15 protein-coding genes are annotated in these 12,386 nt (G+C 30.7%); 13 read left to right on the forward strand and 2 right to left on the reverse strand.

Features of this window, described 5'->3' with window-relative positions; all coding sequences use genetic code 11:
* Positions 1 to 7: 7 nt before the first annotated feature.
* A complete protein-coding gene (locus ACZ5N4_RS05870; protein ID WP_464208019.1) occupies positions 8 to 784 on the forward strand; it encodes an RNA polymerase sigma factor in 777 nt (258 codons plus the stop codon).
* A gap of 145 nt (positions 785 to 929) precedes the next feature.
* Here ACZ5N4_RS05870 and ACZ5N4_RS05875 read toward each other — a convergent pair whose 3' ends face one another.
* Positions 930 to 1,631 (reverse strand): acyl-[acyl-carrier-protein] thioesterase, encoded by a 702-nt coding sequence (locus ACZ5N4_RS05875; protein WP_464208021.1) that lies wholly within the window; start codon positions 1,629 to 1,631, stop codon positions 930 to 932.
* A gap of 377 nt (positions 1,632 to 2,008) precedes the next feature.
* On the opposite strand from ACZ5N4_RS05875, the gene ACZ5N4_RS05880 reads away from it, so the two are divergent.
* From ACZ5N4_RS05880 to ACZ5N4_RS05920, 9 genes are all read left to right on the forward strand, one after another.
* Positions 2,009 to 2,743: a PadR family transcriptional regulator gene (locus ACZ5N4_RS05880; RefSeq protein ID WP_464208023.1), complete on the forward strand. Its 735-nt coding sequence runs from the start codon at positions 2,009 to 2,011 to the stop codon at positions 2,741 to 2,743.
* An 87-nt stretch (positions 2,744 to 2,830) separates the two neighbouring features.
* A complete protein-coding gene (locus ACZ5N4_RS05885) occupies positions 2,831 to 3,643 on the forward strand; it encodes a flavodoxin family protein (RefSeq protein ID WP_464208025.1) in 813 nt (270 codons plus the stop codon).
* 103 nt (positions 3,644 to 3,746) lie between these two features.
* On the forward strand, positions 3,747 to 4,130 hold the full coding sequence (locus tag ACZ5N4_RS05890) for a GNAT family N-acetyltransferase (RefSeq protein WP_464208027.1): 384 nt from the start codon (positions 3,747 to 3,749) through the stop codon (positions 4,128 to 4,130).
* Positions 4,131 to 4,222: 92 nt separating this feature from the next.
* The gene (locus ACZ5N4_RS05895; RefSeq protein ID WP_464208029.1) at positions 4,223 to 4,669 is read left to right on the forward strand and encodes a DUF3795 domain-containing protein; all 447 of its coding nucleotides are present in this window, start codon (positions 4,223 to 4,225) and stop codon (positions 4,667 to 4,669) included.
* A gap of 285 nt (positions 4,670 to 4,954) precedes the next feature.
* A complete protein-coding gene (locus ACZ5N4_RS05900; protein ID WP_464208031.1) occupies positions 4,955 to 5,287 on the forward strand; it encodes a hypothetical protein in 333 nt (110 codons plus the stop codon).
* 87 nt (positions 5,288 to 5,374) lie between these two features.
* Positions 5,375 to 5,923 carry a nucleotidyltransferase gene (locus ACZ5N4_RS05905; protein ID WP_464208033.1) on the forward strand — a complete coding sequence of 183 codons (549 nt, stop codon included), beginning with the start codon at positions 5,375 to 5,377 and terminating at the stop codon, positions 5,921 to 5,923.
* Between the two features lie 152 nt (positions 5,924 to 6,075).
* The gene (locus ACZ5N4_RS05910) at positions 6,076 to 6,612 is read left to right on the forward strand and encodes a GNAT family N-acetyltransferase (RefSeq protein ID WP_464208035.1); all 537 of its coding nucleotides are present in this window, start codon (positions 6,076 to 6,078) and stop codon (positions 6,610 to 6,612) included.
* 383 nt (positions 6,613 to 6,995) lie between these two features.
* The gene (locus tag ACZ5N4_RS05915) at positions 6,996 to 8,366 is read left to right on the forward strand and encodes an 8-oxoguanine deaminase (protein ID WP_464208037.1); all 1,371 of its coding nucleotides are present in this window, start codon (positions 6,996 to 6,998) and stop codon (positions 8,364 to 8,366) included.
* A gap of 207 nt (positions 8,367 to 8,573) precedes the next feature.
* Positions 8,574 to 8,828, forward strand: coding sequence for a transposase (locus tag ACZ5N4_RS05920; RefSeq protein WP_464208039.1), 255 nt, complete (start codon positions 8,574 to 8,576; stop codon positions 8,826 to 8,828).
* Here the strand turns inward: ACZ5N4_RS05920 and ACZ5N4_RS05925 are convergent.
* On the reverse strand, positions 8,760 to 10,154 hold the full coding sequence (locus tag ACZ5N4_RS05925; RefSeq protein WP_464210844.1) for a PQQ-dependent sugar dehydrogenase: 1,395 nt from the start codon (positions 10,152 to 10,154) through the stop codon (positions 8,760 to 8,762). The genes ACZ5N4_RS05920 and ACZ5N4_RS05925 overlap by 69 nt on opposite strands.
* 315 nt (positions 10,155 to 10,469) lie before the next feature.
* Between ACZ5N4_RS05925 and ACZ5N4_RS05930 the strand changes: the two genes are divergently transcribed.
* From ACZ5N4_RS05930 to ACZ5N4_RS05940, 3 genes are all read left to right on the forward strand, one after another.
* Complete coding sequence (locus ACZ5N4_RS05930) at positions 10,470 to 10,811, forward strand: PadR family transcriptional regulator (protein WP_211141290.1); 342 nt, start codon at positions 10,470 to 10,472, stop codon at positions 10,809 to 10,811.
* Entirely contained in the window at positions 10,804 to 11,763 is a 960-nt protein-coding gene (locus tag ACZ5N4_RS05935; RefSeq protein WP_464208042.1) for a permease prefix domain 1-containing protein, read from the forward strand. Before ACZ5N4_RS05930 ends, ACZ5N4_RS05935 begins: the two co-directional genes overlap by 8 nt.
* 61 nt (positions 11,764 to 11,824) lie before the next feature.
* Positions 11,825 to 12,319 carry a Csac_0668 family 2Fe-2S cluster-binding (seleno)protein gene (locus tag ACZ5N4_RS05940; protein WP_464208043.1) on the forward strand — a complete coding sequence of 165 codons (495 nt, stop codon included), beginning with the start codon at positions 11,825 to 11,827 and terminating at the stop codon, positions 12,317 to 12,319.
* Positions 12,320 to 12,386 lie beyond the last annotated feature (67 nt).

Below are 12,386 nucleotides of genomic sequence, written 5' to 3' on the forward strand. Positions count from 1 at the left end.
TGAATTAATGGATATTGAAATGCTTATAAATACATATGGGACTTATGTTTTCAGCTATGCTCTAAAATTATCTTGTCATCCATCTGCTGCAGAAGATTTAGCACAAGAAACATTTATTAGTGCATGGCAAAAAATTGAGACCTTGGAGAATCCAAATGCAATTAAAGCTTGGCTCCGAAAAATATGCTTTAATAATTTTCTAATGAAAGAAAGAAAAAATAAAGATTATAGTGAACTACTTTATGATGATATTAATCTTCTTGAAAAAGAGGGACATTTATTTGCGGACAACCCTCCAAAACCTGAAGATGAGGTAATTGTAGAAGAGGCTATTCGTGAATTGCAAAATGGTTGTTTTCTTGCGATGGTAAGACGTCTCACACTACATCAGAGAATAGCCTTCTCACTAATTGATATGTTTGGATTATCTTTAGATGAAGTTTCAAATATAATTGATATCTCAAAAAGTGCAACAAAAGGACTTCTCTATCGTGCTCGTATGAATTTAGATTCCTTCTTTAGTGGTCACTGCAACCTTTTAGATGTTAATAATCCTTGCAGTTGTAAAGCTTGGATTGAGTTCTCTAAAAGTAGAGATAATTTACAGAAGAACTCCAATAAACATAAATTGATTACAAAGCTAGATTATACAAAGTCAAATTATACTTTTAATGATGAAGTACGTGGCAAAATAAATTTCTTATATAAAAACATGCCTGATAAAAAGCCTCCTAAAGAATGGTATGAAGAAGTCATTAGTACAATAAATAAAATGTATGTTTAGATAAAATTTTTATAAGCAGGATTCTTGGCTTCAGGTGGAGGTTAAATGCCTAAATGGCATTTAACTGGCAGACTTGCCCAGTGGTCATAGACAAGCTATATCTGAAGCTTAGAAGCCGTTATCTAGGTAAATTATGTTAATCAGATTAGCTGAATTCGATTAGAGCACATACATCGTCATTCTTTTTCAGATACACCCACACCTTGTTGTCTAGATGGATTATCCTTGGAGTCAGGATATCTCCTTGAATAGCTGGTTTTTTGTACTCAATTCTTACGCGGTGAACTGGAAAGCCATCTGGGAGGCAGCTTGCCGCAATATCCACATACCGGGAATTATTCACATGTCGGTAACTGTCCAGATGGTAATTCTGTACTGTAATGGGCTCTTTCTCTATGATAATCCCATCAGGAACCGCTATTTTTCGGGGTAGAACCTCCATATTAAAAGGCGGCTCGATGGTAATAACATTGATAATTTCCGGTGGAATTCGAATTGGACGTCCGGTTTTCAAATTGATAAACGAACCCATAGAAGTAGAAGCCATACATACTTTACCATTTTCATCATAAAGTATGGTATTTCGATGTCCCCATGTTTTTTCACAATTATATATCCAGACCTTCATGGTTAAGCGTTCCCCATAAGCTGGGAGACGAGTAATATCTATCTGTCTTGAAACCAGATACATTCCTAACTGGTTTTGCCTGAAATATTCCATCATTTCTTTTTCGGTATCCATTTGAAACCAACTGCCATTCTGCAGGATATCGACCGCCGCACCAAGTTTGAGCAGGTTTTCTCCATCTATATGGCTGATACCCACCTGAATATGATATTCGTACAAATTCATCATCTCCTTCCAAAACCATGAGCAAATTGAAGGCTAAGGGTAATTCCTATAACAGGAAACTATCTCTAAGCTAGTGTGATTAATATACTAATACATGATTCTATAAAAAATTTTTTCAATTCTAGGTTCAATTGGTTCTATTTTATCCACCTCCATTAGTTTCTTTAAAAATTAATAAAAATATATCACAAAACAGTTTCCTTTCCAACTAATTATTTGGAAAAGTTTGTATTACGATTTTGCATATAGAATAAAAGTAAGTATTTTAATTAGTCGTTTATAGAATATAGTGAAGACTATTTGTATGATATAAAAACTATAGATGAAAAAATCTTAATTGCTGCTTGATGTTAACCAATGTTGGATATATAATGTTTATATACAATGTTGGATATGGGGTGATTTATATTATTAAAGTATTAATATTATACTATCTAAGTATTAAACCTACACATGGGTATGAAATTCAGAAATTTATACAAATAAATCATATGGATAATTGGACAAAAATTCAATCGGGATCGATTTATTATGCTTTAAATAAGCTTGAAAAAAAAGGCCTTATAGTATTGTCAGAGGAAGTAGGGAGCGGAGCTAAGGCTCGTAAAGTCTATTCCATTACAGAAGCAGGAAAAGTTGAGTTAAAAAATTTAGTAAAGCAAGAGCTAAATTATCAAATTTCTGAGGTTGGATCTGATAAATTCATTATCTTTCCATTGCTAAATGTTCTTAATAAAGATGAAATGCTTACTGAATTAAAAGAACATATTGAAAAGTTGAATGTTCAGAAAAAGTATCTTGAAAAGTGGCAAAAGATTAAAGTTAATGAACAAACGTTGGAGGTAGAAAAAATTGCATTCGAAATGATGTTATCTAATCTTGAATATCAAATTAAGTGGCATAATGCTCTAATTGACAATATGGAAGATTGCATTACAGCAAGTAAAAAAGTAGCTAAATTAATTTCAGAATTTGATTTTTCAGATGCACAGGATATAGAATCTGACAGAGCAGAGGAGATAGAAAATCTAAAATATCAAATATTAAATAATCCTGATACTGCACAGAATAAATTAGAGCAACTTATTGAAGTTTTAAAAAGATAATTATCTATCCTATCCTTAACAGGGTAGGATAAAAAAATAGTAGTGATATCCAACGTTGGATATGATCGAAAAGAAAGGATTGATTAAATGAAAGTTATTGTATTAATGGGAAGTCCGCGAAAAAAAGACAGCCATGATGTGTGTAAGTTAATTGAAGAGAAATTTAAAAAAAACTGTACTGTAGAGTTTGAGTATATATTTTTGAAGGATTATGTAATTGAAGATTGTAAAGGGTGCGATATGTGCTTCAAAAAAAGTGAAAAACTTTGTCCTTGTAAAGATGATTTGCATAAAATTAAGGATAAGCTTTTGAATGCTCATGGTATTATTTTTGCGTCGCCAGTATATGCATATCAAGTACCTGCACCACTAAAGCGAATATTTGATAGGCTATCTTATCTGTTTCATCGTCAAGAATTAATAGGAAAGCCTACGTTAACAGTTGTAACCACAGGTGGTGGAGGGCATAAGCAAGTTAGTAAATATCTCAAAATGACTGTATGTGGGTGGGGCTGCAATTTAGTAGGAGCAATTAGTATTATTTCTCCTATGTTTTTTGAAAACAAAAATGAAAGTTCAGCATGGGGATATGATAAATACTATCATGAAATAAATGTTGAAAAGATTGAAAAAATTTCAGAAAGTTTTATAAAAGTTATAGCAGATAATACACCACCTACGCCTACCTTTTATGATATTTTTATGTTCAACTGTTTAAGAAGTAAAACTTTTACTTCTCAAGCAGACTGTGATTTTTGGAAGGAAAAAGGTTGGCTTAATTCAAACTACTTTTATGATGTGAATATTAATTTATTAAAAAGAGGGTTTGGTAATATATTAAAAGTCATCATTAATTTAATAGGTAAAAAGTTAAAGAATAAATCAATTTGTAGCAAATAGTACAATCAAAATTTTTCATAATTTATATTTTAGGAAGAGGACTAAACTGTAGAATATCTAATTGTAATTAGGTTTAAATTTATATTTGATGGGGGAATTAAGAATGAAGTTGGCTTTAGAAACTGATAGATTGTTATTACGTGAAGTAACTGAAGAAGATTTTAACTTTATTATTAAGTTAGAAACACGACCTGAAAATCAAAAGTATGAAATGGAGGGTATTCCCAAAAAGGATAATGTTATTGAAGCCTGCAAATGGTTTGTTGAAAAAGCAAAGATATTGCCTGAATGTGGAGCAATAAAATACATTGTTTGCGATGATAAAGGTAACATGATCGGTACTGTTTCCTTAATCTGTAATTGGGAAAAAACAAAGGAGTGGGAAATTGGATATATGCGTGAAGCAAGACTTGTTGACGGAAAGTGGAATGATGAGCTTGTATTTGCATTATTAGAAACAGATTTAGAAAATGAGATGTATGTTTAGATAAAATTTTTTATAAAACGTGACTTTCCTCTTTTTATTGCATCTATATAAGTGAAAGGAAATATTTTTATATTATAAGAGGAGGAATTGTTATGAATAACTATGAACAAGCTGTAAAGGATTTAGCCCCTTGCGGGATTGACTGCTCAAGGTGTGCATATTATGAAAATAGCAAAATAGTACTATTAAGCAAAGAACTTGATGAGAACTTAGTAAACTTTGAGAAGATGGCTGAAAAAACAAAGGATTTTGTGCCCGCATTTAATCATTATGAAAAATTTTTAGCCGTTTTAAAGCATCTTTCAAAGGGTAGTTGTCCAGGGTGTCGTTTTAGCGATAAGCCTAACTGTCAATGTAGTATAAATGAGTGTCATAAAAAAGAAAAAGTAAACTTCTGTTTTGAATGTTCCAAATATCCTTGTAATCCTATGACATATAATGCACTTGTTACTGAAAAATGGAAAGGAAATAATGATACTATGAAAAAAATTGGTGTTGATAATTTCTATATAGTTCAAAAAGAAAAACCAAGATATTAATTTTAAAATTTTTAGGTTCCTGTTGTTAGGTATTTCGAAAGAAATGTACAAATGAGGTAAAAAACATAAACAGACTTCTAAGCTTCAGATGGAGTTTTGACTCCATCTGAAGCTTAGAAGTCATTATCAAGGGGCATAGCCGCTCTTTACTCCCGCTTGAAAATACAATTAATATTGTGCTAATTAGATAAGGACTCAATAGTAATTAATACGAAGGGGTTTACCTTTTATATCTATATGTATAATGGTACAATTATAATATTATTAGTAAAATAAGGGGATTCAATGAATAATAAAACTAACAAATTCATGTTTGAAAGTTTAAATATAATTAATAAATTATATTTTATAGGAAAGTATATTTTCTTCGGAGTGCTAACTTGGGCATATTGGGGGACTATGTTTTCATTTGCAAGAAAAAGTATATCGGGGGGGATTGTAAGTTTTACTTTATTAATATTATTTTTTTTATATAAAGAGACTATAAATCCAGAGAAAACAAATAGTAATGAATTTGGTAAATATACAAGTATTATTGGAATAGCTATTTCAATAATTGTTGTAAGTTATTTATGCTTTAATGTTGGATTTATATTTAAGATATCATTAAATATATGATACTATATAGCATTTGCTTTGTATCATAACAGTAAGATTTTGCGTCACAACAATAAGATAAGGTGAATAAGAGGTGATATATATATAATGTTTAATACTTTAAGTTATATCGGTGGAAAACTTAATAGTTCAAATATAGTATGGGGAGTCGGTGCTTCTATATTATTAAATCAATTTGGACTTATAAAAAAACCAAATGATATAGATATTTTTATAGATATTAAAGACATTGAAAAAGCAGATGAAGTCCTTAAAAGTATTAGCGAGAAGAAAAAATGGGAGAAGACTGCTACCTATTCAACAAAATACTTCTATGAGTATATAATAGACGGGTTTGATGTTGATGTAATGGCAGGATTCGCAGTCAATCATATTAATGGAGTATTTGAATACACTTTTGATCACAACTCAATTTCAGAATTTAAAAGGATTAACGGAGTAAATATTCCTTTCACATCATTGGAGGATTGGTATGTAATTTATCAATTAATCCCTAATAGAGAAGCAAAAGTAAAGATAATAGAAAGTTACCTGCTATTGAATGGAATTAAGAAACCACTTTTATTAGAAAGAGCATTAAAGGGTAATTTACCGATAGAAGTAAGAGAGAAAATTAAAAAGATATTAAGTTCGTAATATTCTTATTATGCTAAGTATCTAATAAATGAATTGTTTCTCGAATTTTGATTTTACAGTTGAAGTACACAGGTTACATCCACTTGTAGGAGTTATGGTTGCTAACAGAAATAGAATTGACCATTAATATAAAATTTTAGGAGGAAATAGAGATGGAGTTTGTAAGAATAAATTCTAATGATAATAATTATTTTGATGATGTAATGAATATATATAAAGTAAGTTTTCCTATATTTGAGCAAAGAATTATAAAAAATCAAATAGATGTCTTAAAAGATGATAAATATAATTTCATGGCTGTTTATGAAAATAATGAATTAGTTGGAATATTATTATATTGGGATTTAGATAAATGTAAATACATTGAACACTTAGCGATATCTCCTAGTTTAAGAGGGAAAAGCTATGGTTCTAGAATTTTAAAAGATTTTTGTGAGAATAATGGAACTATAATTTTAGAAATAGACCCACCAGTAGATGATATATCAATTAAAAGATTAAACTTTTATTCTAACTTAGGATTTAAGTTACAAGAATTTGAACATATTCATCCACCATATAGAAAAGAGTATAAAGGTCATAAATTAAAGATTATGAGTTTTAATAGAAATCTATCTGAGGATGAATATAATGAATTTAACGTATTTTTAAAAGAAAGGATTATGAAATACTCAGAGAATAATGATTAAATACTACTACTTTATATTTATTAAATTGAAGGATTTAAATATTGTAGTAATCAAGGCTGGGAGGATGTAGCTAAAATATGCATTACTCATTCATATAGTATAAAGGATATAAGGTCTGTAATTGGTAAGCTAGATGTAACTAAAGAAGATTATAATTTTCTTAAAATGCAATGTAATAATTTAAATTGAAAATATAAACAAGGCTCTTGGATAATTGAACAATACGGTGTTAGAAAATAGAAATACTTATTATAATAAAATTTGATATTGAAAAATTTTCGTTTTATAGTATATTATTAGTATATTCTTAATTTTACTAATTAAGAATTTAGTGTCGAGTTAACCACTTAAAATACTCAAATTATTTTAGGAGGTTCATGAGATTGAAAACGTTGCTTTTAAAAAACATCAATTCTATCTATACCTTTAATGATAGGGATGAAATATTTGAAAATTGTAGCATCCTCATTGAAGGTTCGAAAATTATTGCAATTGGAGAAAACTTTTCTATTCCTGAAGACACAGAAGTTCTTGATTGCAGTGGCTTAATTGCTCTTCCAGGCTTTGTTAACACACATCACCATTTATACCAAACTTTATTTAGAGGAATTAAGGAAGTTCAAGAAAAACCTCTATTTCCTTGGCTTATAGGGCTTTATGAGTTTTGGAAAAACATAACTCCTAAAGCTGTATATTATGGAGCTATGGTTGGTTTTAGCGAACTTTTAAGAACTGGATGCACGCTTACTTCTGACCATCACTATGTTTTCCCAGAGAATCAACCGCATACTTTAATCGATGACCAAATTAGAGCGGCTAAAGAAATTGGAATAAGATTTCATGCAACTCGCGGTTCTATGTCTTTGGGTAGAGAACAAGGTGGTTTGCCTCCAATGTCAGTTGTTCAAAGTGAAAGTAAAATATTAGAAGATTGTCACAGACTAGTTAGTAAATATCATGATGTCAATGATTTTGCAATGACTAGAATAGCCTTTGCACCTTGTTCTCCTTTTTCAGTCACTAGAAGTTTAATGCTTGAGACAAAAGATTTAGCAAGAAAATTAAATGTTATGATGCATACTCACCTTGCGGAAACTTTAGATGAAGAAAATTTCTGTATCGAAAAATATGGGAGAAGACCTTTTGAGCTTATGGAAGATTTAGAATGGGTTGGTAATGATGTTTGGTTTGCCCACGGAATATTTTTAAATGATAGAGAAATAAATAATCTTAAGGGTTCTGGTATAGCACACTGTCCATCATCAAATATGAAGCTTAACAGTGGCATTTGCAGAACTACTGATATTGTAAAATCAAAAAAAGGAAATTTAAGTATTGCTGTTGATGGAAGTGCTAGCAATGATGGTTCTAATATGTGGGAAGAAGTCAGAAGAGCTTATTTATTAAATCACTTGAAATACGGTGTTGATGGTTTAAATGCTTATGAAATATTAAAGGTAGCAACTAGAGGCGGTGCAGATGTACTTGGCAGACCTGACACTGGTAGACTTGATATTGATAAAGCTGCTGATATAATTCTTTTTGATTTAAATAAAGTTGAATTTGCAGGTTGCCATGACCCCCTAGTTTCTCTAGTATGTCTTGGAAATTCTAGCTTTACAAAAATGACTATAGTTAACGGGAAAGTAATATGTAAGGATGGAGTTCTTCTTACTATTAATGCAGATCGTATTTATAATAATGCTCATAGCCTTGCTAAAGATATAGTTAACAAAGAAAGAGTTAAAATTTAATTTATAATCTAGTTTGTGTAGAATTAGATATTAAAAATTATTTAAAGGAGCTGTTGCAAAATGAAATTTTGCAGCAGCTCTTTTATATGCCCTAAAAAAAGCAAATGACTGGCTCTACGAACCAGTCATCGGTATAATATTAGTATGCTAATCCTAAATATTACACAAAAACACTATACCAAAGAATTAAATAAATTACAATTAAAAATGAACTTTGATGTTGGAGTTTTTATTCCACAGTATGATTCTGTGAGATTGCTGCGCAATATAGTTAAGGAGATGGATTTTAGTAAAGTTTACAGCGCTTATTCCGATAGAGGAAGGAAACCAGTAGTTTCACCGGTCACAATGTTCCAGATAATTGTTTATGCATATATATTTTATAGTTATGAATCATGGAACAATTTCAAAAACAGTACCTTGGTTAAAATCAGTCACATTCATAGAGCCATAAACCCCTAAATATAGTCTGGTTTGATTCAGATTTGTTCCTAAACTAGTATAATAAGCTGATTGAGATCCAAAATTATAATCGGTTTCAATAACACTAAAATCATTTAGTTTACAATCTGTTCTTGCCCTGGTATAAGCTAAAACCCCTCTAATAGGAGGTTTAGATCCTTCATCACGGGCAAAATCAGTAAACACAACGCTTCCAGTTAAACCGGGAATTCCATTCCCCATATATGCCTGGACTCCCGTAAGTGCAGTTGCTCCGAACTTATCCGGCCTAGGATCTTTATGAAAATAACTAGTTAGAGGCGGAATACGCTGTGTTGAAGTTTTTACTGCATCATTGTAATAAGCAATTATTTTCTCATCTAAAGTAGGATTTGTAGAGCAGCTCCTTATAATCGAAGTTGGAAAAGCACCTTCCCACCCTCGCCAGCCAAAGTTAATAAATCCTTCTTGGTCAGATTCAGATTTCATTAAATAAGCTTGAATAAGCTGAGTAACCGGTATTGGTTTATAATTAACGAATGAAAAAATTGACTCTACCAGATCCTGTCCGACAATTCCAACATATTTGATATACTGATTATAAAACCTTTGGAATGAAATTCCAGTTATGTTGCGAACTCCTTTGGCAATTACCGTAAGCGTCTCCTGAATAGGTACGGGAAGTTCATTAAAACGTGTGACTACCGGTGGATTATTGATAAATGTATTCTTAGTTACATCAATTTCAATTATTTTACCGGCGATTTCCATATCATTCTGGCTTGAATTAAATGGATCATAGCCTGATCCTCCATCTCCGGTTGTTAAAACAAGTTTTCCTGTTTCAGGTGAAAAGTTTAAGCTATTAATACCATTATGATTAAAAAATGGTCTTCTTAAATTAAGTAATGTACGCCGTTTTTGAGATTGACCATTCGATTGTAAAATCCATTCTTCAACTGTATCAATATGATCATATTTAATTTCTCTATTAATCCACTTTTGGTTTAAGGTACTGGGGTCACAGGGATTAGGTTTAAAAAATTCAGGAAGTTGTCTTGAAACTTCTGAACTAGGAAGAGCACCTGGACCTTGTGTTCCAGCTACTGAATAATGAAGATAAAACAAACCGTTATAATAAAATTGGGGATGAAACGCTAGTCCTATCAATCCCCGTTCATCATATTTACCACCAGAAAAACCTAGTTTTAAGACTCGTGGGCGAATATCTAAGAAAGTTCTTACAACTCCGTTTCCAATGTAAAAGATCTCCCCTACCTGGGTTGCAATAAATAATCTTTCCATTGAGTCACCAGGAAGTATAGCTGTTTTCAAAACAGTAGGCATATTTACCTTACTAACAATGGGCCGTAAACTAACTTTAACTTTTTTTAACAAATAACTTTACACTCCTTCATATTCTTTTCTTTTATAAAATATGATTAGAACCGTTCTATTAGTACTAAATTGAGACCGGGGAATCTAATGAGGTATTGCACCATTTTCCGCACCAGTGTCGGAGGAATCTTGGGTGAGCATTGGGAATGTGACTAAATTTGCACATTGAATTAACTCTATGTTTTTTGTTTAACAATGCGATAGCATAAACTACTTTACACTATAGAGTAGTTTATGCTATCATGTTGTTGGAGGTGATAATATTTGGAAATAAACAAAGAGATGATAAAAGGATACATTGAAAGTATAATATTAAGCCTATTAGAAGATGAAGATTTATACGGATATGATATTGCCAAAAAGATAAGAAACACAAGTCAAGAAACCTTTGAAATTAAAGAAGGAACAATGTATGTAGTATTAAAAAGGCTTGAAAACAATGGACTTGTAGAGTCATATTGGGACGACTCAATAAGCGGCGGGGGAAGGCGAAAATATCATCATATAACTGATAAAGGCAAAAAATATTTAGAGAACTCACAAAAAGAATGGCAATTTTTTAAGAGTATAATAGATAAATTTTTGGGGGAGAAAAAAAATGGATAGAATAGATAGATACCTAGATTCTATATATAGAGGTGCAAGTGATTCCTCTAAAGAAGCAGAAGATTTAAAACAAGAAATGAGAAGTCATTTAATAGAAACTGTAAGGGAGCTTCAAGAAAATGGAGTTACTGAAGAGGAAAGCGTCAGAATTGCTATAGAAAGATTTGGAGAAGAGTTTCAGATAAGAAAGGAATTAAATCAGGTACTAAAGTTTCAAAAATTATTTGCTCAAAAAACATTAATAGCATCATTAGTTTTATTAGTGATATCTGGCATATTATTTATAACATCATTTTTTGTACATAAAGCCTCTATGAAAAGTCTTGATATTATGGATTCTCAAATTGAAACAGCAGAGAATAAATTAGCTAATGAAGGAATTACAGGTGTTGATAAGTATTTAAAAGAACTCTTTAAAGATGAAAAAAATAATAAGCTTACTTATTTTGCCATAAAAGAATTACCAAAAGACTTCGATAGTAGTAAACATGATGAGTTATTCCCTGGAGAGATAAAGTACATTTATCCTGAAAAAATAAAAGATGAATATTATAGTAATAGGTTTGGACATGAAGTAACATCAAATAATATTAAATATTTTTTAGAAACAGGGGTAAAGAATTCTGCTAACTTAGATAATAGTAGTATGTATAGGGGGTTGGCAGCTTTAGCTTTTGCGGTATGCTGGGTACTATGGATAATATGGTCAATAATAAATGTTCATGGATATGGATATCTAAACACTAAATGGTGTATACGACTAATTTCAACAGGAATCTTAGGATATTTTATATTTTCACTTTCTGTTAATCCAAAAAATATTGCTAATAATCGAAGAAATAACATTATATATATCAGTATCTTTTGTTTTATAGTAATAGCATTAATATTATATTATATATATAGTGAGCCTTATAGGATTCAAATGTTATATCAATTAATTTTTCATTGAAAAAGTGGGACATGCTTTAAGAATATTATATCCTAATAGCTTAATTTTGGAGGTGTAAAAGATGAAAAACAAAGATATAAAGATGTCTTGTTGAGCAAGTAAAGAAAATTCTGTTGGTTCAGCAGAGGAACTTTATGTATGCCCTGTATGTAACGGAGATACTAAAGAAGTAAAAGGAATAACTGTTAGGAATTTTATAATTGATAGCCTTGTAAACAAAGTGAGTGAGGTTAATTATCGTATTTGTTTAAATGAAGATTGTGATGTTGTTTATTATGATTTAGGTGGGAATGTAATATTTAAAAAACAAGATATGAAAATTCCTATTTGGTATAAAAAAGACGCTAATCCTAAATATATATGTTACTGCAACCAAGTAACGGAAGAACAAATTATTAATGCAGTCCTTAATGAGGGAGCAAAAGATATTAAGGACATTGTTAGACTTACAGGAGCAATGAAGAATGGAAAGTGCGAAATTAATAATCCTTTAGGTAAATGTTGTAGTCCTATTATTCAAGAAACTATCAACAAAGCATTGAACATGAAATCATAATATAGTACGTTATATTTTAAAACTGCGTCGTAAGAGTAAGAAACCCTTATAGAATAATAATCGGACA

It is taken from the genome of Clostridium nitrophenolicum, from assembly GCF_055391695.1.

Coding starts and splice junctions, on each gene's coding strand:
- ACZ5N4_RS05870 (WP_464208019.1), top strand. CDS start 8: ATGGATATTGAAATGCTTATAAATACATATGGGACTTATGTTTTCAGC.
- ACZ5N4_RS05880 (WP_464208023.1), top strand. CDS start 2,009: ATGTTTATATACAATGTTGGATATGGGGTGATTTATATTATTAAAGTA.
- ACZ5N4_RS05885 (WP_464208025.1), top strand. CDS start 2,831: ATGAAAGTTATTGTATTAATGGGAAGTCCGCGAAAAAAAGACAGCCAT.
- ACZ5N4_RS05890 (WP_464208027.1), top strand. CDS start 3,747: ATGAAGTTGGCTTTAGAAACTGATAGATTGTTATTACGTGAAGTAACT.
- ACZ5N4_RS05895 (WP_464208029.1), top strand. CDS start 4,223: ATGAATAACTATGAACAAGCTGTAAAGGATTTAGCCCCTTGCGGGATT.
- ACZ5N4_RS05900 (WP_464208031.1), top strand. CDS start 4,955: ATGAATAATAAAACTAACAAATTCATGTTTGAAAGTTTAAATATAATT.
- ACZ5N4_RS05905 (WP_464208033.1), top strand. CDS start 5,375: ATGTTTAATACTTTAAGTTATATCGGTGGAAAACTTAATAGTTCAAAT.
- ACZ5N4_RS05910 (WP_464208035.1), top strand. CDS start 6,076: ATGGAGTTTGTAAGAATAAATTCTAATGATAATAATTATTTTGATGAT.
- ACZ5N4_RS05920 (WP_464208039.1), top strand. CDS start 8,574: ATGAACTTTGATGTTGGAGTTTTTATTCCACAGTATGATTCTGTGAGA.
- ACZ5N4_RS05925 (WP_464210844.1), bottom strand. CDS start 10,154: ATGCCTACTGTTTTGAAAACAGCTATACTTCCTGGTGACTCAATGGAA.
- ACZ5N4_RS05935 (WP_464208042.1), top strand. CDS start 10,804: ATGGATAGAATAGATAGATACCTAGATTCTATATATAGAGGTGCAAGT.